General features: G+C 72.2%; 20 protein-coding genes. 11 read left to right on the top strand and 9 right to left on the bottom strand.

Going from position 1 to position 23191, the window contains the following annotated elements; translation table 11 throughout:
• The first annotated feature begins 157 nt into the window (after positions 1 to 157).
• Positions 158 to 1369, top strand: coding sequence for a CapA family protein (locus AB0J57_RS02390; protein WP_366126030.1), 1212 nt, complete (start codon positions 158 to 160; stop codon positions 1367 to 1369).
• A gap of 12 nt (positions 1370 to 1381) precedes the next feature.
• On the opposite strand, the gene AB0J57_RS02385 is transcribed toward AB0J57_RS02390, so the two are convergent.
• On the bottom strand, positions 1382 to 2830 hold the full coding sequence (locus AB0J57_RS02385; protein ID WP_366126029.1) for an amino acid permease: 1449 nt from the start codon (positions 2828 to 2830) through the stop codon (positions 1382 to 1384).
• Positions 2831 to 3015: 185 nt separating this feature from the next.
• Between AB0J57_RS02385 and AB0J57_RS02380 the strand changes: the two genes are divergently transcribed.
• On the top strand, positions 3016 to 3879 hold the full coding sequence (locus tag AB0J57_RS02380; protein WP_366126028.1) for a polysaccharide deacetylase family protein: 864 nt from the start codon (positions 3016 to 3018) through the stop codon (positions 3877 to 3879).
• Positions 3880 to 3922: 43 nt separating this feature from the next.
• Here AB0J57_RS02380 and AB0J57_RS02375 read toward each other — a convergent pair whose 3' ends face one another.
• Entirely contained in the window at positions 3923 to 4585 is a 663-nt protein-coding gene (locus tag AB0J57_RS02375; protein WP_366126027.1) for a class F sortase, read from the bottom strand.
• A gap of 322 nt (positions 4586 to 4907) precedes the next feature.
• On the opposite strand from AB0J57_RS02375, the gene AB0J57_RS02370 reads away from it, so the two are divergent.
• Positions 4908 to 5393, top strand: a complete 486-nt coding sequence (locus AB0J57_RS02370) for a hypothetical protein (protein WP_366126026.1) — start codon at positions 4908 to 4910, stop codon at positions 5391 to 5393.
• Positions 5394 to 5502: 109 nt separating this feature from the next.
• Here the strand turns inward: AB0J57_RS02370 and AB0J57_RS02365 are convergent, their stop codons facing one another.
• The 3 genes from AB0J57_RS02365 to AB0J57_RS02355 all read right to left on the bottom strand — a co-directional run bounded on the left by AB0J57_RS02365 (position 5503) and on the right by AB0J57_RS02355 (position 7597).
• Entirely contained in the window at positions 5503 to 6063 is a 561-nt protein-coding gene (locus AB0J57_RS02365) for a hypothetical protein (RefSeq protein WP_366126025.1), read from the bottom strand.
• A 178-nt stretch (positions 6064 to 6241) separates the two neighbouring features.
• Entirely contained in the window at positions 6242 to 7006 is a 765-nt protein-coding gene (locus AB0J57_RS02360) for a hypothetical protein (RefSeq protein ID WP_366126024.1), read from the bottom strand.
• A gap of 18 nt (positions 7007 to 7024) precedes the next feature.
• Complete coding sequence (locus AB0J57_RS02355) at positions 7025 to 7597, bottom strand: hypothetical protein (RefSeq protein ID WP_366126023.1); 573 nt, start codon at positions 7595 to 7597, stop codon at positions 7025 to 7027.
• Positions 7598 to 7814: 217 nt separating this feature from the next.
• On the opposite strand from AB0J57_RS02355, the gene AB0J57_RS02350 reads away from it, so the two are divergent.
• From AB0J57_RS02350 to AB0J57_RS02340, 3 genes are all read left to right on the top strand, one after another.
• A complete protein-coding gene (locus AB0J57_RS02350) occupies positions 7815 to 8843 on the top strand; it encodes an SCO0930 family lipoprotein (protein ID WP_366126022.1) in 1029 nt (342 codons plus the stop codon).
• Positions 8844 to 9158: 315 nt separating this feature from the next.
• Positions 9159 to 9971 (top strand): SAM-dependent methyltransferase, encoded by an 813-nt coding sequence (locus tag AB0J57_RS02345; protein ID WP_366126450.1) that lies wholly within the window; start codon positions 9159 to 9161, stop codon positions 9969 to 9971.
• Positions 9968 to 12136 carry an EAL domain-containing protein gene (locus AB0J57_RS02340; RefSeq protein ID WP_366126021.1) on the top strand — a complete coding sequence of 723 codons (2169 nt, stop codon included), beginning with the start codon at positions 9968 to 9970 and terminating at the stop codon, positions 12134 to 12136. Before AB0J57_RS02345 ends, AB0J57_RS02340 begins: the two co-directional genes overlap by 4 nt.
• A 75-nt stretch (positions 12137 to 12211) precedes the next feature.
• On the opposite strand, the gene AB0J57_RS02335 is transcribed toward AB0J57_RS02340, so the two are convergent.
• From AB0J57_RS02335 to AB0J57_RS02325, 3 genes are all read right to left on the bottom strand, one after another.
• Positions 12212 to 13015, bottom strand: coding sequence for a phosphatidate cytidylyltransferase (locus AB0J57_RS02335; RefSeq protein WP_366126020.1), 804 nt, complete (start codon positions 13013 to 13015; stop codon positions 12212 to 12214).
• The gene (locus tag AB0J57_RS02330; protein WP_366126019.1) at positions 13012 to 14784 is read right to left on the bottom strand and encodes a histidinol-phosphate transaminase; all 1773 of its coding nucleotides are present in this window, start codon (positions 14782 to 14784) and stop codon (positions 13012 to 13014) included. Before AB0J57_RS02330 ends, AB0J57_RS02335 begins: the two co-directional genes overlap by 4 nt.
• A gap of 136 nt (positions 14785 to 14920) precedes the next feature.
• On the bottom strand, positions 14921 to 15802 hold the full coding sequence (locus AB0J57_RS02325) for a LysR substrate-binding domain-containing protein (protein WP_366126018.1): 882 nt from the start codon (positions 15800 to 15802) through the stop codon (positions 14921 to 14923).
• A gap of 96 nt (positions 15803 to 15898) precedes the next feature.
• On the opposite strand from AB0J57_RS02325, the gene AB0J57_RS02320 reads away from it, so the two are divergent.
• The 5 genes from AB0J57_RS02320 to AB0J57_RS02300 all read left to right on the top strand — a co-directional run bounded on the left by AB0J57_RS02320 (position 15899) and on the right by AB0J57_RS02300 (position 20842).
• Complete coding sequence (locus AB0J57_RS02320; protein WP_366126017.1) at positions 15899 to 16603, top strand: succinate dehydrogenase cytochrome b subunit; 705 nt, start codon at positions 15899 to 15901, stop codon at positions 16601 to 16603.
• Position 16604: 1 nt separating this feature from the next.
• Positions 16605 to 18545: a fumarate reductase/succinate dehydrogenase flavoprotein subunit gene (locus AB0J57_RS02315; RefSeq protein WP_366126016.1), complete on the top strand. Its 1941-nt coding sequence runs from the start codon at positions 16605 to 16607 to the stop codon at positions 18543 to 18545.
• Positions 18542 to 19294 carry a succinate dehydrogenase/fumarate reductase iron-sulfur subunit gene (locus AB0J57_RS02310; protein ID WP_366126015.1) on the top strand — a complete coding sequence of 251 codons (753 nt, stop codon included), beginning with the start codon at positions 18542 to 18544 and terminating at the stop codon, positions 19292 to 19294. The genes AB0J57_RS02315 and AB0J57_RS02310 overlap by 4 nt, the downstream gene beginning before the upstream one ends.
• Before the next feature lie 297 nt (positions 19295 to 19591).
• Positions 19592 to 19990: a tyrosinase cofactor gene (locus AB0J57_RS02305; protein ID WP_366126014.1), complete on the top strand. Its 399-nt coding sequence runs from the start codon at positions 19592 to 19594 to the stop codon at positions 19988 to 19990.
• A gap of 24 nt (positions 19991 to 20014) precedes the next feature.
• Complete coding sequence (locus AB0J57_RS02300) at positions 20015 to 20842, top strand: tyrosinase family protein (RefSeq protein ID WP_366126013.1); 828 nt, start codon at positions 20015 to 20017, stop codon at positions 20840 to 20842.
• Here AB0J57_RS02300 and AB0J57_RS02295 read toward each other — a convergent pair.
• A complete protein-coding gene (locus tag AB0J57_RS02295; RefSeq protein WP_366126012.1) occupies positions 20824 to 23184 on the bottom strand; it encodes an excinuclease ABC subunit UvrA in 2361 nt (786 codons plus the stop codon). The two genes, AB0J57_RS02300 and AB0J57_RS02295, sit on opposite strands and share 19 nt — an antisense overlap.
• Positions 23185 to 23191 lie beyond the last annotated feature (7 nt).

The raw sequence follows: 23191 nt of genomic DNA, 5'->3' as shown, positions 1-23191 counted from the left end.
ATGGTGCGGTGAGCGGTCACCGGGAGCCATAGGTCCCATATCACTGCGTTTGTATGATTTTGCGTATTTAAGGATTGACTGATCCTCATTTCCCGTAGGGATCAGGGGTGCACGCCCCATGTCTCCACACCCCCCTGAAGCCCACGGAGTCCGGCTGATGACCACCACACCCATGCGACGGACCACGGTGGCGGTGGCCACCGTCCTTCTTTCCGCGGCGGCAGGCTGTGCCGGTGCGGAGCCGGAGCCTCGCACCGCGGCCGCCCCGGCGGGCAGGCCCCCGCAGGCCGCCCACCCCGCCCCCTCGTCGGCGGGCGGCGCCGTCGCCGCGCCGGAGCGTGGATTCACACTCGTGGCCAGCGGCGACGTCCTGCCGCACGCCTCGATCATCCGGCAGGCCCAGGCGGACGCCGGCGGCAACGGCTACGACTTCCGCCCCATGCTCGCCGGCGTCCGGCCCGTCGTCTCCAAGGCCGACCTGGCCATCTGCCACATGGAGACGGTGTACGGCCGGGAGGGCGGCCCCTACACCGGCTACCCGTCCTTCAAGTCGCCGCCCCAGGTGGCCACCGCGCTCGCCGCCACCGGCTACGACTCCTGCTCCACGGCCTCCAACCACACCCTGGACGACGGGACCGCCGGTCTCGGCCGCACCCTGGACGCCCTCGACAAGGTGGGCGTACGCCACGCCGGTTCCGCCCGCACCCCCGCCGAGGCCGCACGCCCCACCCTGCTCAAGGCGGGCGGCGCGACGGTGGCCCACCTGGCGTACACCTACGGCACCAACGGCATCCCGCTGCCCCAGGGCAGACCCTGGGCTGTCAACCTCATCAACGAGAACAAGATCCTCGCCGACGCCCGGGCGGCCCGCGCCGCCGGCGCCGACGTGGTCGTGGTCAGCCTGCACTGGGGCACCGAGTGGCAGACCGCGCCCGACCGGCGGCAGCTCACCCTCGGCCGCAGCCTCACCGCCTCCGCCACCGGCGGCCGCCCAGACATCGACCTGATCATCGGCACCCACGCCCACGTCCCGCAGGCGTACGAGAAGGTCAACGGCACCTGGATCATCTACGGCATGGGCGACCAGATCGCCGGCGACATGATCAACTATCAGGGTGCCTTCGACCCGCGCGGCAACCAGGGCACCATCGGCCGCTTCACCTTCACCCCGCCCGCCGCGCCCGGCGCCCGCTGGAACGTGGCCAAGGCGGAGTTCCTCCCGCAGTGGTTCAACACCGGGACGGGCCGGGTGGTCAACCTCAACGCCGCGATCAGGGCCGGTGAGAACCTCACCGCCGTACGCGACACGATCCAGCAGGTCGCCCTCAGCCGCGGCGCGGCCAAGGACGGCCTGCTGATGGGGGAGTAGCGGAGGACTGCCCTACGGCGCGGGCGGCTGGTCCGTCCGCGCGCTGCCGCGGGCCTCGGCCTTCGCCAGGTTCGACTTGCGGTACGAGTAGCCGAAGTAGATCACCAGCCCGATCGCGAACCACACGGCGAACCGGGCCCAGGTCTGCCACTGGAGGAAGGTGATCAGCCAGATGGAGAAGACCACGCCGATCGCCGGCACGAACGGCATCCCCGGCGTGCGGAAGGTGCGCGGCAGCTCCGGCCGCTTGTAGCGGAGCACGATCACCGCGATACACACCACGACGAACGCCAGCAGGATGCCGATGTTGGTCAGTTCGGCAGCCTCGCCGATCGGCAGGAACCCGGCGATGAGCGCCGACGCGACGCCGACGATCCAGGTCACGCGGGTCGGCACGTGCCGTGTCGGGTGCGTCTTGGCGAACCAGTGCGGCAGCAGCCCGTCCCGGGACATGGAGAACCACACACGGGTGACACCCAGCATGAACGTGAACATCACGGTGAGGATGCCGATGATCGCGCCCACCGCGATGATGTCCGCGAGCGCGTCGAGGCCCACCGACTTGAACGCGGTCGAGAAGCCGCTCTCCTTGTCGACCTCCGTGTAGTTCTGCATGCCGGTCAGGACCAGGCAGGCCAGCACGTACAGGACCATCGAGAAGGCGAGCGAGTAGATGATCGCCTTCGGCATGTGCCGCTGCGCGTCCTTGGACTCCTCGGCCGCCGTCGACATGGCGTCGTACCCGAACACCGCGAAGAACACCGTCGCCGCACCGGTGAACGCGCCGCCCCACCCGTACGGGAAGAACGGGCTGTAGTTGTCGGACGTGACGTGGAAGAAGCCGACCACGATCACCAGCAGCACCACCAGCACCTTCAGGACCACGACGACCGTCTCGAAGCGCGCCGCGTTCTTGATGCCGAGCGTGAGGAGGTAGGCGATCAGCAGGCACAGCAGGGCCGCGAACAGGTCGACCTTGTGGCCCTCGCCCGTCCCCGGCGCGCCCAGCATCCAGGCGGGCAGCTCCGCGCCCACCTCGCCGAGCAGGAAGTTGAAGTAGCCGGAGATGCCGATGGCCACGACCGCGACGATGGCGGTGTACTCCAGCAGCAGGTCCCAGCCGATGAACCAGCCCGCGAGTTCGCCGAGCACGGCGTAGCCGTAGGTGTACGCCGAACCCGCCTTGGGGATCAGACCGGCGAACTCGGCGTAGCTGAACGCGGCGGCCGCGCTGGCGATGCCCGCGATCAGGAACGAGACGAGCACGGCGGGACCGGCCGTACCGTTGGCGACCGTGCCGGCGAGGGTGAAGATGCCCGCGCCGATGATGCCGCCGACACCGATGGCGGTGAGCTGCCACAGCCCCAGCGTCCGGGTGAGCCGTTCCTCCTCGACGCCCTCGTCGATCAGTGCGATGGGTTTGCGGCGCAGAATTCCCTGCCCCGCACGGATTCCGGCCATGAGCGTCACCTCTTTGCAGACGGCATCGGCTGACGGCGGATCATGATGGCCCACCCCGGGCCCCGGCGGAAGACGACACACACCGCCGGCGGCCACCACCGGCCCGCTGGTCCCATCGGGTGCAATCGGACGGCCGTACGGTGTGGGTCAGGGGCGCGAAGCATCCGCCATGCGAGTTATTAGTCATGAAAACAGATCAAATGCCCACGGGGCGGCGGATGGTGCTGCGCATCGCCGCCGCACTCGGGGCCACCACGACCTTCGGGCTCTTCGCCCTGGAACGGACCGGCGGCGCGCCGCCGCGCCCGTCCGGCCCCGCGCACCCGGTGGCCGGCCCCCCGGTGGGCGCCCCGGCCCGCCCCCCGGCCGGCCCGCGCCTGGCGCCCTCCTCGTACCGGCTCCAGCCGATGACCGCACACGCCCCGCCCCGCCACCGGCGCGCCCTGCCGCCCGTGCGGCAGCGGCCCTTCCTGCGGGTCTCCGGGGTCGGCCGGTCGATGGTCCTCTCCTTCGACGACGGACCCGACCCCCGCTACACTCCCGCCATCCTCCGCACCCTCCGCAAGCACGACGTACGCGCCATGTTCTTCGTCTGCGGCGAGATGGCGGCCGTCAACCCGGACCTGCTGCGCGAGATGGCCGACGACGGGCACGTGGTGGGCAACCACTCCTGGTCCCACCCGCTGATGCCCAGGCTGCGCCCCTCCCGCATCCGCGACGAACTGGGCAGCACCAGCGACATCATCGAGCGGACACTCGGCTCCCCGCCGCTGTGGTACCGGGCGCCCTACGGGGCCTGGAACCGGCACTCGTTCGAGATCGGCGCCGAGCTGGGGATGGAGCCGCTCGCCTGGACGGTGGACACGCTGGACTGGAAGGAGCCCGGAGCGCACGTGATCGTCCGCCGGGTGCTGGACGGGGCCGGGCCGGGCGTCGTGGTGCTCTCCCACGACGCGGGCGGCGACCGCTCCCAGAGCGTGGCCGCGCTGCGCGTCTACCTGCCGGAGCTGCTGGCCGCCGGCTACCACCTCACCGTACCGCGCCGATGAGACGCGGTACGGAGTTCACCGCAAGACCCGCTGGGCGGACCGCTCAGCGGGTCGCCACCATCCGCGCGAAGACGACCACGTTGCCGTCGTAGCCGTTGGTCTTCGAGTAGCCGCCGCCACAGGTGATCACGCGCAGCTCCGGGTGCCCGGTGTCGCCGTAGACGCGCACGCCGGGGAAGTCCTCCTTGGAGAAGACCTCGATGCCGTACACCTCGAACACGGCCACCCGCCCGTCGAACCGCGTCACCTCCACGTGGCTGCCCTTCTTGAGCGAGCCGAGCCCGTAGAACACCGCCGGGCCCGCCTCGTTGTCGACATGGCCGACGATCACCGACGTACCGCGCTGCCCGGGGGAGATGCCGTTCTGGTACCAGCCGGCCATGTTGGGGTCCTGGGCCGGCGGCGCGTCGATCCAGCCGTCCTGGTCCAGGCCCACGTCCATGACCGGGGCGTCGACGTCGATGGACTCGATCCGGATCCGGGAGGCCGGCGCGTACGCGAGCGGCCGCAGGCCCTGGGGCGGGGCCGGAACCTTGCCGACGCGGCCGCTCTGGGCGACCGAGGCGGGAGCCGGCTGGGGCGGGCCGGGCTGGATGTCGACGCCGTTCCGCATCATCGCGAGACCGGTGAGCATGACGAGAGCCAGCGCGCCCCACGGCGAGCGCCTCCTCGACTCGAAGCCACTGTGGTACAGGCCCCTGCCCATGGTTCTCCCTTCGCGGCGTAGTACGCACGCTAAGTGCGCCGTGCCGCACCGGCGATCAGGGAAGGGGCGAACGGGTGGTGGCGCCAGGGGGGATGACCCATCCGAGTCATGGTCCGCCAAAATCCCGCCGCACCACCCCTGACGGTCCGTGACCTGCGGCTCCGTCAGATACGCGGGCGCGACACCGGCGTGTCGGCTCACCGGGGTGGACGAGTGTCGAAATGCGGTAATCAGACCGACTTGTGAAGGTTCGTCGTGGAAGGCGTACTCGTCGAATCCTCCCGGAGCGCCGCTTCGGGGCGTCTTCCACTGGAGGTTCACGATGCGTGCTTCACGCGCTCTCGCGGTGGCCGCCACCGCCGGCGCGGCCATCGGGCTCTGTGCCCCCCTGGCCGTCGCCAACCACGGTCCGACCAACGTCACGGTCTCCCCGAACCGGGTGCACCAGGGCGGCCAGCTCGCGGTCAGCGCCATGGGGTGCGGCCACGGCGGCACGGTCACGTCCAACGCCTTCCCCAAGACGGCCCTCACCGTCAACGCCTCGGGCCACTCGGCCGCCACGCCCCGGATCTACGACCACGCCACGCCGGGGCAGTACAACCTGGCGGTCAAGTGCAGCGACCACCCCATGGTGGTCACCCGGACCTTCACGGTCATCCGCGGCCGTGGCTCCCAGGGCGGTCTCGGCGGCTCGATGGCCCCGAGCTCCACCGAGATGGCCATCGGCGGGGCCCTGGTCGCCACGGCGGCCGTCGGCGGCGGGCTGTTCATCAGCCGCCGCCGCCGTTTGAGCGGCGGAAAGGTCTGACCGGCCGAACCTCCCGGTCGGCCGAATACGCCCGTCGCCCCGAGTCCTGGTCGGTCAGGACTCGGGGCGACGGGCTTGTGCTCGCGGGGCCAGTGGCGTGCTCGCGGGGCTAGTGGCGCCGGCTTTCGGCGCGGCGGCGCAGCATGTAGATGATCCCGGTGGCGGCCGCCACGACCAGCCCGGTCCCGGCCGCGAGCTCGCCCGCGTTCAGGCCGCCGATGCTGCCGCCCACACCGCCGCGTACGCCCTGCGTGGGTGTTCTGGTGGGGATCACCGTCCGGGTGGCGGTCACCGTGGGGACGGCGGTCGAACTGGTCGTCGGGGTGCTGGTGGCCAGGGCGATGGTGAGGTCGACGGTGCCCGGCGTGCCGCCGGCGCAGGTGAAGGACACCGTGTAGACCGCGCCCCGCTTGGCGTCCCAGTCGACGGTGGCCGTCGCCGAACGGCCGGCCGGGATGGTCACCGTGTCGAAGACGCCCGAGGACGCCATCGCCGTGCCGGAGCAGCCGGGGGCCGTGAGCACGACCCTGCCCCCCGGCTGGACGGTCGAGGGACTGATGGCGAAGTCACCGGGGGCGTACTTGCCGGAAGCCACCGCCGGGGCGGGGGCGGTCAGGGCGAGAGCGGCCGCTCCGAGGAGAGCGGCGGAGGCGGCACCTATCGCGCGCATCGTCAATCCTCCGGGTCCCGAGGAGCACCTGCGGAACGGATTTCCACAAAGCGTCTGATATGCACCTCGATGCCCGAAACGCTAGGAGCGCCTTACCACAGCCGCGATCCCAGACGGGCGAATGGGGCACCGAGGTCCCCCGGACGGCGGACGGGGAGTCGCCTCCGCTCACCCCGGATCAACCGTCGAGGTGGGGGAAGAGGTTCATGAACGGATCGGGGGTCGCGGAGACCCCGCGGCCGAACGGCGCGTCGAACGCCCAGATCAGGAACAGCAGGAAGGCGATCAGGGCGCTGAAGAGACCGGCCAGCAGCAGCTCGCGGAACGTCCGCCGGATCTGGAGCGTGAAGATCAGCCCCACCGTGATCAGCGCACCCGTGATCAGGCCGAACCACACCACTCCCGGCATCGTGGCCTCCGCGTTCTCGCCGCGGGCGCTGCGCGCGTCGTCGGCGACCGCCACCTGGTCCACCATCGGCTGGTACGCCTCGCCCTCGTGGGCGTCGGCCGGCCGGTAGTCGGAGACGCTGCGGCGCACCCGCTCCAGCAGCTCGGTGCCCTCCTCCGTCAGCTCGCCCCGGTCGGCCATGTGCTGCCACTCGGTGTCGACGACGTGCGAGACGTACGCGTCCACGTCGGCGCGGATCCGTTCCCGCACCCCCTCGGGCCAGACCTCGGCCCTGGCGGACACCTCGTGCAGCGCCTGCGCCTCCTGACGGACGCTCTCCTGGGCGGCGCTGCGGCCCTCCCAGACGCCGGCGATCGCCAGACCGAGCACGATCGCGTACACCACGCCGATCATCATCGTCATGTACTCGATGACGTCAGGGGTTTCGGAGGGGTCGTCGTCGTCACCGATGCGGCGGTTGTTGATGACGACGATGGTCAGGACGACCGCACAGGCGGCGGCCATCGCGATGGACAGGACAAGCCATTCCGACAAGGTGTTCTCCAGGCGGTATCAGCGGGAGGAGCGGGCGCGCATCGCGGCGGCGGCGAGCACCGCGGGGGCCATGATCACGAGCATCACGGTGACCGTGGACGGTCCGTCGGCCGGTTCGGCGCGCTGCGCACGCCGGTAGGCGGGCAGCGGGACCGGGGCCGGCGACGACGGGCGGGGCCGCAGCGACGGGGTGGGCGACGGCGGGGGAGGAGGGGGCGGCGCGGCCGGTTCCGGTTCGCGGGGCGGCGGCGGGGCCGGTGCGGGCGGCGGAGGTGGCGGGGACGGCGGCCGTGGCGCGGGCGGGGGTTCCGGCGCCGCCCGCGTGGGCGGTGGTGGCGGCGGGGGCGGGGGCGGGGGCGGGGGCGGGGGCGGGGGCGGCTCGGGCGGCGGCGGGGGCTCCGGCGTCGGAGTCGGGGCCGGCGTCGGCGTCGGGTCGGCCGGGCAGGTGGCGTCGCCCGCGACCGCCACCACCGGCTCGCCGGGACCGACATGGGCGACGGCACAGCTATCGGCCACCGCGGGCAGTGGTGCGGCCAGCAGCCAGCCGAGGGCGGCGACGGCCAGGAGCCGCGGGACGAGGGATGCGTACACGCCGACGAGCATGATCGGCCGTTGGCCGCCATACGTCCCGAACTGGGGTGATTCCCCTGATGGAGGGGTTCTTGGGGTGCGTGCTTGCCGCCCGGCGGGAGGCGCGCGGAGAAATTTTGCGGACGCGTTGAACGCCCGGCGCCCTCCCCGCCGTACATAGGGCCATGAACGGCGCACCTGGGCGTCGCCAAAGTACCTCAATACAACGGGAGTTGACATGAAGACCTGGCGGAACGCCTCGCTCGCGCTGTCCGCGGCGGCCGTGCTCGCGCTGACGACGGCGTGCGGTCAGGACGCGGGGACGCAGACCCCCGCCGGATCGGTCGGCGCGGCGGCGCCGGCGGGCGCGCCCGCCGAGAACGGTGCGGGCTACGGTTCCGGCGCCGGTTACGGTTCCGGTGCAGGCTCCGGGGAACAGGCGGCCGCCGCCAAGCCGGCCGGGCAGCTCGCCGTCTGGGACAGCAAGGAGCTCGGCAAGGTCGTCACCGACAGCGAGGGCCTCACGCTCTACCGCTTCGACAAGGACACGCCGAACCCGCCCAAGTCCGCCTGCGAGGGCGACTGCGCCAAGGCGTGGCCCGTGGTCGCCGCCGAGGGCGCCAAGCCCCCGGCCGGTGTCGACGCCTCCCTGATGGGCGAGGTGACCCGCGCCGACGGCACCAAGCAGCTCACCATCGACGGCTGGCCGATGTACCGGTACGCCAAGGACACCAAGCCCGGCGACACCAAGGGCCAGGGCGTGGGCGGCACCTGGTTCGCGGCCGCCCCCGACGGCAAGAAGGCGGCCCTGTCCGGCGGCGGCGACGAGGGGGCCGCCGAGGACGAGGGTGCCGCCGAAGAGGGGGCGGCCGAGGACCAGGGCGAGGGCGCGGGCTCCGTCGACCTGGCCGGACTGTCCGTCCGCAAGGACCCCAAGCTCGGTGAGATCGTCGTCGACAAGAACGGAATGACGGTCTACCGGTTCGAGAAGGACTCGGCGTGGCCCATGAAGACCGCCTGCACCGGCGACTGCCTGGAGAAGTGGCCGGTCGTCGCACCCGTCGACAAGAACGACACCGAGGGCATCTCCCTGAAGGGGTACACGGTGTTCAACCGCCCCGACGGCATCAAGCAGCAGACCATCGACTGCTGGCCCCTCTACACCTTCGCGGGCGACAAGAAGCCCGGTGACACCAACGGTCAGGGCGTCGGCGGCACCTGGTTCGCCGTCTCGCCCACCGGAAAGATGGTCGCGACGTCCAAGTAGAGTCCCCACGCACGTCGCGACCCGGGTGTCCGGCCCCGCCGGCCCGGACACCCCGCCGGCCCGCCGTCCCACGCCCCACGCGTGCGCGGCGGGCCGGTCGCACGCGTGGGGCGTGGGCCGCCCGGGCCACGTACCCGCACGCGCTCCACGCACTCCCACGCCGCACGTGCCGCTGTCCAGTGACCGAGACGTGTGACCAAGAACGGATCGATAATTTCCGTTTCCCCTCGCTCTCCCGGCGGGCGATCAGTAGCCTCGGCTCGGACACTGGCCATGAACATGGCCGCATACCGTGGCGACTTGTTGGAGACATCGATGGAGCGTCCCGCCTGGGCCCCGCCGGGCATCGACATTTCGGTGCCGAGCGTGTCCCGCATTTACGACTACTACCTGGGCGGCTCGCACAATTTCGAGGTGGACCGGGAAGCGGCCCGCAAAGCCATGGAGTTCATGCCGGGCCTTCCCAAAATCATGCAGGCCAACCGTGCGTTCATGCGCCGCGCGGTACGGTACGCCGTCGGTGAGGGCGTCACCCAGTTCCTCGACATAGGCTCCGGCATCCCCACCTTCGGCAACGTCCACGAGGTCGCCCAGGCCGCCAGCCCCGAAGCCCGCGTCGTCTACGTCGACCACGACCCGGTCGCCGTCGCCCACAGCGCGGCCGTCCTGGAGGGCAACGCCAACGCCGGCGTCGTCGCCGCCGACCTGCGCAAGCCGCAGGACATCCTCACCGCCCCCGAGACCGGCGCCCTGCTGGACCTGGACCGGCCGGTCGCCCTGCTCCTCGTCGCCGTACTGCACTTCGTCCAGGACACCGACGAGCCGCACCGGGCGCTCGCCGAACTGCGCGACGCCCTCGCGCCGGGCAGCCTCCTGGTCCTCACGCACGCCTCCTACGAGGGCGTCCCGCTGCCGCAGGAGCGGGTGAGCGGCACCGTGGGCGTCTACAACGACATCCGCAGCCCCCTGGTCATGCGCGGCCGCGACGAAGTGGCGCGTTTCTTCGACGGTTTCGAGCTGGTCGAACCGGGTCTCGTGGCGATGCCGGAGTGGCGCCCCGAGAACCCGATCGACCAGGAGGATCCATACGCCTTCTCGGGCTTCGCAGGGGTGGGGCGCAAGGCGTGAGCATGCCGGCACAGGCACCCGGTTCCGCCGCGGAACCGGACGTCCTGGAGGACAGACTCCAGCGGTTCGCGACCATCTGGAGCCGGGCCATCTTCCCCGTCACGGCCACCTCGCTCACCCGCTCCGAGATCGAGCGGCATCTGCTGCCGCTGGCCCGGGACCTGAGCGACGCCCTGCACGCGCGGCCGTTCGACCCGGCGCCCGCGCACCGCGTCGGCGCCGCCCTGGTCGCGGCGCACTGCACCGACCCGGACGCGCTCAGCCGCAGCCTCGGTGTGGTCGACTCCTACCTGGTGCTGTACTGCGGGGGCGACGGGGAGGGCGCCGCCGTCGAGGAGCTGCGGGCCCGCTGCGCCCGGCTCCAGCACGCCCTGGCGGCCGGCTTCGCCCAGGCGCTGCGCGAACGCACCCTCGCCGAGCAGGAGGCGATCGCCCGCTCGGCGCTCTCGGCGCGCAGCTTCGCCGAACAGGCCCTGCACGCCACCGAGGCCCGCTTCCGCGCGGTCTTCGAGGACGCGGCCATCGGCATCGGCATCGCCGACCTGGAGGGCAACATCCTGGAGGTCAACGGCGCCCTCACCCGCATGTTCGGCGGCCTGGAACACCACGTCAAGGGACGCAAGGTCAGCGAGTGGGTCCACCCCGAGGACGCCCCGCACGTCTGGAAGCTGTACGGGGAGCTGGTGCGCGGCGAACGCGACCACTTCCAGGTCGAGAAGCCGTTCTACCGGGGCGACGGCACGGTCCTGTGGACCAACCTGACGGTCTCCCTGCTGCGGGACCCCGAGGGCCGCCCCCAGTACCAGCTCGCGCTGATGGAGGACACCACCGAGCGCCGGCTGCTCAACCTCCGGCTGCGGTACGAGGCGACGCACGACGCGCTGACCGGGCTGCCCAACCGCACGCTGTTCTTCGAACGGCTCGACAAGGTGCTGTCGTCCGGCGACGGCACCCGCTTCGGGCTGTGCTACCTCGACCTCGACGGTTTCAAGGCCATCAACGACAGCCTCGGCCACGCGGCCGGCGACCGGCTGCTGGTCGAGGTCGCCGACCGGCTCCAGTCGGTGGCGACCGGGCCGGGGGAGATGGTGGCCCGCCTCGGCGGCGACGAGTTCGTCGCGCTCACCACCGGCACGGACACCGAGCAGCAGGCCGACGAGCTGGCCCACCGCATCCTCGCCGCCCTCGCCACGCCCGTCCGGCTGGACGGCCGCGAACTGACCGTGCGCGGCAGCGTCGGCATCGTCGAGGGGCCGGCGGGGGAACGCGGCCCGGCGGAGGTGCTGCGCAGCGCCGACATCACCATGTACCGGGCCAAAGCGGCGGGCGGCAACCGGTTCGAGCGGGCCGACCCCGAGGCCGACGCCCGCGCCATCACCCGGCACGGCCTGACCACCGCGCTGCCCGCGGCCCTGGACCGGGGCGAGTTCTTCATCGAGTACCAGCCGCTGGTGCACCTCGGCGACGGCAGCGTGCACGGCGCCGAGGCGCTGGTGCGCTGGTGCCACCCGCAGCACGGCGTACTCGGCCCCGACCGGTTCATCCCGCTCGCCGAGCACACCGGGCTGATCGTGCCGCTCGGCCGCTGGGTGCTCCAGGAGGCGGTGCGCCAGGCCCGGTTCTGGAACCGGCGCCACACCGACGGCGGGCCCTTGCGCATCAACGTCAACCTGTCGCCGACGCAGCTCCACCACCCGAACCTGGTCGCCGACACCGTCGACGTACTGGAGCGCTCCGGACTCGACCCGGGCGCACTGTGCCTGGAGGTCACCGAGTCCGCGCTGATCGGCGCCGACGAGGACCTGCTCAAGCCACTGCGGCAGTTGGCCGAGATGGGCGTGGACATAGCCCTGGACGACTTCGGCACCGGCTACTCCAACCTGGCCAACCTTCGCCGGCTGCCGGTCAGCGTGCTGAAACTGGACCGCTCCTTCACCCAGAGCATGCAGCAGCAGCCGATCGACCCCGTCGACCTGAAGATCGTCGAAGGGATCGTCTCGCTGGCGCACAGCCTGGAGCTCGCGGTGACGGTGGAAGGCGTCGAAACGGGCGCACAGGCCGAGCAGTTGCGCGAACTGGGCTGCGACACGGCCCAGGGCTGGTACTACGCGAGACCCGGTGCCCCGGACCGTATCCACGCGCTGGTGCTCGCCGACGCGGTGTGACCCTCCGTCGGTGTGGGCGGGCCGCCTCCCGGCCCGGCCGGGCCGACGGGGGCAGCCGCGCGTTCGCGGCTCGGGTCAGCGCAGCACGAGCAGGACCGCCAGCGCGATCAGCAGCGAGTCGATCCGGTCCAGCAGGCCGCCGGAGCCCGGCAGCCAACTGCCGGCGTCCTTCGCGCCCGCACCCCTCTTGACCATCGATTCGAGGAGGTCGCCGGCCGGGCCGCCGACCGCCACCGCGACGGTCATCGGCCAGCTCAGCGCGGACAGCACGGCGAGCGTGCCGACACCGGCCGCCGCCCCGGTCAGGGTCCCGCTCCACCGCTTGGCCGGTGAGAGCGGCGACAGCTTCGGCCCGCCCAGTCGCCGGCCGGCGAAGTACGCCACGATGTCGGCGACCGACACCGCCACGAACAGCGCCAGCGCGCTCGCCCCGAGCGGCACCAGCGCGGCCAGCACCCCCAGCCAGGTCAGCCCGAGCAGGCCGGCACCGAGCCGGCGCAGGCCGTGCTCGGCGTCACCGGCCACCAGCGGCACCGCGGCCACCGCGAGCGCCCCGATCGCGACCACCCGGAGCACCTCCCCGGGCGCCAGCCAGGCGGCCAGCACCACGCCCACCACCGCCGCGGCCAGCACCGCCCGGTCCACCCGGCCCAGCCGCATCAGCCCGCCGTACTCCAGCACCGCGATCACCCCGGCCAGGCCGGCGATGGCCGCGGTGCCCGGGCGGCCCCACCAGAACGCGGCGGTGACCAGGGGCACTCCGACCGCCCAGGCGCACCACCGGACCAGCAGCTCACGGCGCCGGGACGCCGCCACCGCGACGCCGCTGAGCACCAGCGCCCCACCCAGGCAGGGCGCCAGCGAGGCCACGGTGATCACCGGGCGGATCCGGCGACACCCAGGGGCACCGCACCGAGCGGGGCGGAAGCCGGCCGCAGCGCGTCCAGGGCGGCTCCGCACGCGGCCACGATGCGTGTGTTCTCGGCGGTGTCCCTGACCGCGATGCGCACGGTGCGCCCCTCGTACTCCGGCGACAACGGCGACAGGTCGCGCAGGTACACGTCGTGGCGGTGGCACTCGTCGACCAGTTGTGCGGCACTCGGCCCGCCGGGCGGCAGGGTGACGGTGAGGAAGTTCGCCACGCCCTCCTCGACCACCAGGGCCTCGTCCAGCCCGGCCAGATCGGCGGCCAGCCGGCCGCGCAGCACGTGGGTGCGCAGCCAGCGCTCCCGGTAGTACGCCGGGTCGCGCAGGGCCGCCACCGCGGCGAGCTGCGCCGGGAGGCCGACCGGCCAGGGCGGCGTCCACCGGCGCAGCCGCGCGGCGGTGACGGGCTCGGCCACCAGGTACGCGGCCCGCGCACCCGACAGCGCGTACATCTTGGACAGCGAGCTGCACACCACGACCCGCGGGTCCGTCGCCGCGAGTCCGGCGAGCGACTCGGCCATGTCGACGTAGCCCAGGTACGCCTCGTCGATCCACCATCGGGTCCCGGCCGGCGCGCCGGCGATCACCGAGCGCAGCTCCGCGGCCGGCGCGTGGCGTCCGGTGGGGTTGTTCGGGTTGACCACCACCACGAGGTCGTAGCGCCCGGACCCGACGGTGGCGGACAGCCGGGCGGGATCGATCCGCCAGCCGTCCTCGCGGCGCAACCGGAACCGGTCCACCCGGCAGCCGATCACCCGCTCTGTGACGTGGGCGTACTCGCCGTAGCCCGGGTCCATCAGCAGCACCCTGCTGTCGGGGGTCAGCCACTGGCCGAACGCCCGGAAGATCAGGTCCGAGGAACCGGCGCCGACCGCGAGCGTCCCCGGAGGCAGCGCCCGGGCCGTGGCGATCTCCGCCACCAGTCCCTCGGCGCCGGTCGGCGGCGAGGTCCGGGCGGCCCAGCCCGGATCGTCCGCGAGCGCCGCCCGCACCCCGGGGGCCGGCGGGAACCAGGCGTCCAGCACGTCGGCGGCGACGACCCGGTGGCGCCGCTCCAGAGTGCGGAAGTCCGTGCCGATGGCGGTGAACGAGGCGCCGCCGTGCTCGCACCCGTCCGGCCGGGGCGCGAACGGCACGTCGAGCCGCCAGTCCACCTGGGGCCGCAGGCGCTCCAGCATCGTGCCGTAACGGTCCATCGTGGCCCTCGTCAGCCCGGCCACGTCACCGGTCAGCACCTCGAACGTCAACGCACCGCTGTGGACGGTACGTCCGACCGGGCGCAGGCCGGCGGCCAGGTACATGGGGAGCAGCTCGGTGCGCCCCATCGCCACGACCCGGCGGCCGCCCCGGGCGGCGATCCAGCGCAGGGCCGCGTACATCAGCAGCGCCGCCGCCGCGGTGGACCGCCAGCGCGGCTCGACGGTCAGGATGCGCACCTCGAACAGGCCGGCCCCGTCCAGCAGCGGCAACTCGTCACGGCTCAGGTACTTGTCCAGCGCGTACCGCCCCAGCCAGGGCGGCGTCAGGCTGACGAAGCCCATACGGTCCGCGCCGCGCGCCGCGACCAGGTAGACGTTGTCGCCGTCCAGCCCGTCGCGCAGCCGGCCGGCCGGATCGGGCGCGTGCTGGCCCAACTCCTGTGCGTACACCCGATGACGCAGTTCGTGGACCCACTGAAGATCCTCAGCAGTGGCGGTACGGAGCTGCAAGTCACGGCCCATGGACACCTCTTCCGACGCGGGCTTGAGTCGCCCCATCGTCGGGAACGCCGACCGGCCGCGTCAGGGGCGAGCGACGCAGACCGCCTGAGTACGCGTACTCAGGCGCGGCGCGAGTGGTTGTGGGCGGTCGTTCCGCTCACCCCCGCCGCGCCAGCAGCAGCCGCTGGAGCTCCCGCGCGGCCCGTGGCGGCGCCACGTCGCTGCGGTGCGCCAGCCCGATCGTGCGCCGCAGCCCCGGCCGCGCCAGCGCCGTGACCCGCAGGTCCCGCCCCGCCCGGGCCGCCACCATCGCGGGCACCACCGCCACGCCCAGCCCCGCCCGGACGAAGCCGAGCACCGCGTCCATCTCGCCGCCCTCCACCGTGAACGACGGCTCGAACCCCTCCGCGCGGCACGCCGCCACCGTCAGCTCCCGCAGGTCGTAGCCGTGCCGGAACATCACCAGCGGCTGCCCCTCCAGGTCCGCGATCCGCACCGGCCGCCGAGGAGCGGGCGCCGCCGCCGAGGAGACGACGACCAGGTCCTCGTGGAGCAGCTCCACGGTCGTCAGCGCCGGTGACGGGGTCGGCAGGGGCAGCACCACCAGGGCGAGGTCGAGCGACCCGCGCGCCAGCTCCCGTACGAGGTCGTGGGAGCCGCTCTCCTCGATCAGCAGTTGGACGCCCGGGTGCAGGTCGTGGAAGGCGCGCAGCACATCGGGCAGCAGCCCGGTGCACAGGCTCGGCGTCGCCCCCAGCCGCACCCGCCCGCGCCTGAGCTGCGCCAGCTCCTGCACCTCGTGGCGGGCGGTGTCGGCGTCGGCCAGGATGCGGCGGGCCAGCGGCAGCAGTGCCTCGCCGGCGTCGGTGAGCGCGATGTTGCCGCGCGCCCGGCTGAAGAGCTCGGCGCCCAGCTCCTTCTCCAGCGCCCTGATCTGCTGCGACAGCGACGGCTGGGAGACATGGACGCGCTCGGCGGCCCGGGTGAAGTGCCGGGTCTCGGCCACCGCCACGAAGTACAGGAGCTGCTGGAACTGCATGGCACCCACCATAGCCAACTCCATAGACATTGCCTATGGAGATCAGCCGGACCATGTCTTGGACCTCTGGCCCGGTCCGCCCCTAGCGTCGGAGCCATGGCTCTGGCAACCCGGACGGATCGACAACCGTCCCTCACGCGCACGTTCTGGGGATCGACCGTCGGCAAGAAGACGGTCATGGCCGTCAGCGGCCTGATCATGATCGCTTACCTCGTCGCGCATGTGATGGGCAACCTGAAGGTCTTCTTCGGCCCCGGCGAGTTCAACGCGTACGGCCACTGGCTGCGCACCATGGGCGAGCCCGTCCTGCACTACGAGTGGGGCCTGTGGATCGCCCGCGTGGTGCTGCTCACGGCCGTCATCGCCCACGGCGTCTCCGCGTACCAGCTCAGCAGGCGCGACATCAAGGCCCGCCCCACCGCGTACGTGCACAAGCGGCGCCGCGCGAGCTACGCGACCCGCACCATGCGCTGGGGCGGCGTGATCGTGGCGCTGTTCATCGTCTGGCACATCCTGGACCTGACGACGCTGACCGTGAACCCGAACGCCCAGCCGGGCCATCCGTACGAGAACGTCGTCGCGACCTTCTCCACCTGGTACGGCAACGTCATCTACATCGTGGCGATGCTCGCCGTCGGCCTGCACATCCGGCACGGCTTCTGGTCCGCCGCCCAGACCCTCGGCGTGGGCAGCGCGCGGCGCGACCGGGCGCTCAAGACCCTCGCCAACGTCCTCGCGCTCGTGCTGACCGCGGGCTTCATCTCCGTACCCGTCGCCGTCATGACCGGAGTGGTGAGCTGACATGAGCTACCTCGACTACACGACCGGCGCTCCTGTCACCGACACGGCAGCGCCCGAGGGGCCCATCGCCGAGCGCTGGGACAAGCGCCGCTTCGAGGCCCGGCTGGTCAATCCCGCCAACCGCCGCAAGCACACGATCATCGTCGTCGGCACCGGCCTCGCGGGCGGCTCCGCCGGCGCGACGCTGGCCGAGCAGGGCTACCACGTCGTCCAGTTCTGCTACCAGGACTCGCCACGCCGCGCCCACTCCATCGCCGCGCAGGGCGGCATCAACGCGGCCAAGAACTACCGCAACGACGGCGACTCCATCCACCGCCTCTTCTACGACACCGTCAAGGGCGGCGACTTCCGGGCCCGCGAGTCCAATGTGCACCGCCTCGCCCAGATCTCCGTCGAGATCATCGACCAGTGCGTCGCCCAGGGCGTGCCCTTCGCCCGCGAGTACGGCGGCCTCCTCGACACCCGCTCCTTCGGCGGCGTCCAGGTCTCCCGCACCTTCTACGCCCGCGGCCAGACGGGCCAGCAGCTCCTGCTCGGCGCCTACCAGGCGCTCTCCCGGCAGATCGCGGCGGGCAACGTGGAGATGCACCCGCGCACCGAGATGCTCGACCTGATCGTGATCGACGGGCGGGCGCGCGGCATCGTCGCCCGTGACCTCGTCACCGGGAAGATCTCCACCCACTTCGCGGACGCGGTGGTCCTGGCGTCCGGCGGCTACGGCAACGTCTTCTACCTGTCGACGAACGCCATGAACTCCAACGCCACCGCCGTGTGGCGGGCGCACCGGCGCGGCGCGTACTTCGCCAACCCCTGTTTCACCCAGATCCACCCCACCTGCATCCCGCGCACCGGCGACCACCAGTCCAAGCTGACCCTGATGAGCGAGTCGCTGCGCAACGACGGCCGCATCTGGGTGCCGAAGGCGCGCGGCGACCGGCGGCCGCCGAACGAGATCCCCGAGGACGAGCGGGACTACTACCTGGAGCGGATCTACCCGTCCTTCGGCAACCTCGTCCCGCGTGACATCGCCTCCCGGGCCGCGAAGAACGTCTGTGACGAGGGCCGTGGCGTCGGCCCCGGGGGGCAGGGCGTCTACCTGGACTTCGCCGACGCCATCCGCCGCATGGGCCGGGCCAAGGTGGAGGAGAAGTACGGCAACCTCTTCGACATGTACGAGCGGATCACCGCGGAGAACCCGTACGAGGTGCCGATGCGGATCTACCCCGCCGTGCACTACACGATGGGCGGCCTGTGGGTCGACTACGACCTCCAGACCACCGTCCCCGGCCTGTTCGCCATCGGCGAGGCCAACTTCTCCGACCACGGCGCCAACCGGCTCGGCGCGTCCGCGCTGATGCAGGGCCTGGCCGACGGGTACTTCGTCCTGCCGTCCACCATCAACGACTACCTCGCCCGCAACCCCCTGAGCGACAAGGTCACCCCGGACCACCCGGCCGTACGGGAGGTGGTGGCCGAGACCGAGGACCGGCTGAACCTCCTGCTGGCGGTCGACGGGGACCGCACCCCGGACTCCTTCCACCGCGAGGTGGGCGAGCTGATGTGGGAGTTCTGCGGCATGGCCCGCACGGCGGACGGGCTGCGCAAGGCGCTCGACCGGATACCGCAGATCCGGGAGGAGTTCTGGCGCCGGATCAAGGTCCCGGGCACGGGGGAGGAGTTCAACCAGTCGCTGGAGAAGGCCAACCGCGTCGTCGACTACCTGGAGCTGGCCGAGCTGATGTGCCTCGACGCCCTGCACCGCTCCGAGTCCTGCGGCGGTCACTTCCGCGAGGAGTCCCAGACGCCGGACGGCGAAGCCGCCCGCAAGGACGAGGAGTTCGCGTACGCGGCCGCCTGGGAGTTCACAGGTGCTGCTCCCGTCCTGCACAAGGAAGACCTCGTCTTCGAGTACGTCCACCCCACCCAGCGGAGCTACGCATGAGGCTCAAGTTGCGCGTCTGGCGCCAGAAGAACGCCGACGCCCCCGGCGCCATGGCCACCTACGAGGTGGACGGCATCTCCAAGGACATGTCGTTCCTGGAGATGCTCGACACCCTCAACGAGGAGCTGATCCTCCGGGGCGAGGACCCCGTCGCCTTCGACCACGACTGCCGGGAGGGCATCTGCGGGGCGTGCTCGCTCGTCATCAACGGCGACGCGCACGGCCCCGAGCGCACCACCACCTGCCAGCTCCACATGCGGGCGTTCGAGGACGGCGACACGATCGACGTCGAGCCGTGGCGGGCCTCCGCCTTCCCGGTCGTCAAGGACCTGGTGGTGGACCGCTCCGCCTTCGACCGGATCATCCAGGCCGGCGGCTACATCAGCGCCCCCACCGGATCGGCCCCGGAGGCGCACGCCACGCCCGTCCCCAAGGCGGACGCCGACTTCGCCTTCGAGCACGCCGAGTGCATCGGCTGCGGCGCCTGTGTGGCGGCCTGCCCCAACGGCTCGGCGATGCTCTTCACCTCGGCGAAGGTCAACCACCTCAATGTGCTCCCGCAGGGCGCGCCGGAGCGTGAGACCCGCGTCCTGGACATGGTCCGGGTCATGGACGAGGAGGGTTTCGGCGGTTGCAGCCTGACCGGCGAGTGTGCCACCGCCTGCCCGAAGGGCATCCCGCTGCCGTCGATCGCGGCCATGAACAAGGAGTGGCTGCGGGCCACGCGCAAGGCGCCGCGCCGCAACTGATTTCCGGACACTCTCCGGGCGTGAGCCGCGCCACCCCTGTCGCCCCGGGACGGAAGATTCTTCACGGAGTCGTCACATTCTCCGCAAGACTTTCGTTCCGGGGCTTTCTCGTGCTCGCCTACAGCAAGATCAACTTCGTTCAATTCTGCACTATAGATGGCGAGTTGTCCGTATCGCGGCCAACCGACTCCTGCGGAATTCCAGGCTCCGACAACCCCCGATAGGCATGGCCGTGCCGGGGGCACCTGACCACACCCCCGGCGGAAATCGACCACCGCACCACTCAGGGGGTAACCCATGTCCAGCATCACGCGCCGCCGCGCACTCGGCGCCGCCGCCGCGGCCGCCGCGGGCCTCGCCGCCGGGCGTGCCGTCACGGCGCCCGACCGGGCTTCGGCCGCGTCGGCCCGTCCGGGCACCGGGCCGGAGGCGTTCGACGAGATCTACCAGGGGCGCCGCATACAGGGAGGGCCCTCGCACGGCGGCGGCCACCACGGGGGCGGGGAGCACGGGGGCCACGGCGGCGGCTACGCCGTACGGATCGACGGCGAGGAACTGCACGTCATGCGGAACGCCGACGGCACCTGGATCAGCGTGATCAACCACTACGAGCCGCTCACCACGCCCCGCGCCGTGGCCCGGGCCGCCGTCCGTGAACTCCAGGGCGCCCCGCTCGTGCCCCTCGCCACCGCCTGATCACGAACCCGGAGCCGCACCACCATGACCGTACGCAAGAACCAGGCCCAGCTCACCGCCGCCGAGAAGCGCGGCTTCGTCAACGCCGTGCTGGAGCTCAAGCGCACCGGCCAGTACGACACCTTCGTCACCACGCACAACGCCTTCATCATGAGCGACACCGACAACGGCGACCGGGTCGGCCACCGTTCGCCGTCCTTCCTGCCCTGGCACCGCCGCTTCCTCCTCCAGTTCGAGCAGGCGCTCCAGGCCATCGACCCGTCCGTCGCCCTGCCCTACTGGGACTGGACCGTGGACCGCACGCCCCGCGCCTCCCTGTGGGCCCCCGACTTCCTCGGCGGCACCGGGCGCGCCCGTGACGGCCAGGTCATGGACGGGCCGTTCGCCCGCTCCGCCAACCGCTGGACCGTCTCCGTACGGGTCGACGGCCGCGACTACCTCCGCCGCGCCCTCGGGGCCGGCGGCCGCCAGCTCCCCACCCGCGCCGAGGTGGACGCCGTCCTCGCCATGGAGACGTACGACATGGCGCCCTGGAACAGCGCGTCCGACGGCTTCCGCAACCACCTGGAGGGCTGGCGCGGCGCGAACCTCCACAACCGCGTCCACGTGTGGGTCGGCGGCCACATGGCCACCGGTGCCTCCCCCAACGACCCGGTCTTCTGGCTCCACCACGCCTTCATCGACAAGCTGTGGGCCGACTGGCAGGCCCGCCACCCCCGGTCGGGGTACCTGCCCACCGCCGGCACACCGAACGTCGTCGACCTGAACGACACCATGCGCCCGTGGAACGACGTCACCCCGGCGGACATGCTCGACCACACCCGCCACTACACCTACGACACGGCCGCCTGACCCGCCAGAGCCGCCGCGAGGTACGGCGCGGTGCGGCTGCCCGCCGCACCCGCCACCTCGGCCGGTGTGCCGGCGGCGACGATCCGGCCGCCCGCGTCGCCACCGCCCGGGCCCAGGTCGACCACCCAGTCCGCGCCGGCCACCACGTCCATGTCGTGCTCGACGACCACCACCGAGTGGCCGGCGTCCACCAGGCCGTGCAACTGGCGCATCAGCACCTCCACATCGGCCGGGTGCAGCCCGGTCGTCGGCTCGTCCAGCACGTACAGGGTGTGACCGCGGCGCAGCCGCTGAAGCTCGGCGGCCAGTTTGATGCGTTGCGCCTCGCCCCCCGACAGCTCCGTCGCCGGCTGCCCCAGCCGCAGGTACCCGAGCCCCACGTCGAGCAGGGCGCCCAGGCTGCGCACGGCGGCGGGCGTGTCCGCGAAGAACTCCGACGCCGCCTCCACCGTCAGGTCCAGCACCTCGGCGATGTTCCGGCCCCGGTAGCGCACCGTCAGCGTCTCCGGGTTGTAGCGGGCGCCGCCGCAGTCCGGGCACGGGGCGTACGTACTGGGCAGGAACAGCAGCTCCACCGAGACGAACCCCTCGCCCTGGCACGTCTCGCACCGCCCGCCCGCCACATTGAACGAGAACCGCCCCGCCTTGTAGCCGCGCGCCCGCGCACCATCCGTCCCCGTGAACAACTTGCGGACCACGTCGAACAGGCCCGTGTACGTCGCCAGGTTCGAGCGCGGTGTCCGGCCGATCGGCCGCTGGTCCACCGTCACCACCCGATCCAGGCCGGGGAGTTCACCCGTCAGTTCACCCACGAGCGTCGATTTGCCCGAACCGGACACGCCCGTCACCGCCGTCAGGGCGCCCAGCGGCAGCTCCGCCTCCAGGGCCCGCAGATTGTGCCGCGTGACCGGGCCGAGCTTCAGCCACCCGGACGGCTCGCGCACCGACCGCGCGGGCGCCGGGCCCCGGTCGAACAGGAACCGGCGCGTCGCCGACTCCGCCACCCCGCGCAGCCCCTCCGGCGGGCCGCTGTGCAGCACCCGCCCGCCGTGCTCGCCCGCCCGGGGACCCACGTCCACCAGCCAGTCCGCGTGCCGCACCACGTCCAGGTGGTGCTCGACCACGAACACCGAGTTGCCGGCCGCCTTCAGCCGGTCCAGGACCACCAGCAGCGCCTCCGTGTCGGCCGGATGCAGACCGGCGGACGGCTCGTCGAGCACGTACACCACACCGAACAGGCCCGAGCGGAGCTGCGTGGCCAGCCGCAGCCGTTGCAGCTCACCGCTGGAGAGCGTCGGCGTGGCGCGGTCCAGGCTGAGATAGCCGAGCCCCAGCTCGGTGACGGTGGCGATACGGGCCCTCAGGTCGGCGGTCAGTACGCGTGCCGTCTCGCTGCCCGCGTCCCGCGCGAGGACCTCGGCCATCGCGGTCAGCGGCAGCGCCGCCAGCTCCGCGATCGTCCGCCCCGCGAAGGTGACCGCCAGGGCCTCGGGCCGCAGCCGGCTCCCGCCGCACACCGGGCACGGCACGCTGGTGAGGAAGCGTTCCGCCTTGGCCCGCAGCGTCTGGCTCCTCGACTCGGCGAAGGTGTGCAGGACGTACCGCCGCGCGCTCATGTACGTGCCCTGGTACGGACGCTGGATACGGCCCGCCTCCCGCACCGGATGCACCGTGACCACCGGCTGCTCGTCGGTGAACAGGATCCAGTCCCGGTCCCCCTGCGCCAGCTCCCGCCACGGCCGGTCGACGTCGTACCCGAGGGCGTCCAGCACGTCCCGCAGGTTCTTGCCCTGCCAGGCGCCCGGCCAGGCCGCGATCGCCCCCTCCCGGATCGACAGGCCCGGATCGGGCACCAGCAGCTCCTCGCTGGTGCGGTGGATGCGGCCCAGGCCATGGCACTCGGGGCACGCCCCGGCGGCCGTGTTCGGCGAGAAGGCGTCCGAGTCCAGCCGCTCCGCCCCCTCCGGGTAGTCGCCCGCCCGCGAGAACAGCATCCGCAGCGAGTTCGACAGCGTCGTGACCGTACCGACCGAGGAGCGCGAGCCCGGCGACGAGCGGCGCTGCTCCAGCGACACCGCCGGGGGCAGACCGGTGATCTCCCCGACCTTCGGCGCCCCCACCTGGTGGATCAGCCGCCGCGCGTACGGCGCGACCGACTCGAAGTAGCGCCGCTGCGCCTCCGCGTAGATCGTCCCGAACGCGAGCGACGACTTGCCCGAGCCCGACACGCCCGTGAACACGGCGATCGCGTCCCGTGGGACGTCCACGTCCACGGTGCGCAGATTGTGCTCCCGGGCGCCCCGGACACGGACGTACGGATCATGGTCGTAAGGGCCTCGCATGACCGTC

Source organism: Streptomyces sp. NPDC049837, from assembly GCF_040674455.1.
Taxonomy (GTDB): domain Bacteria; phylum Actinomycetota; class Actinomycetes; order Streptomycetales; family Streptomycetaceae; genus Streptomyces.
Note: the sequence above shows the minus strand (reverse complement) of the source record. Positions and strands in the feature narration are given on the sequence as shown.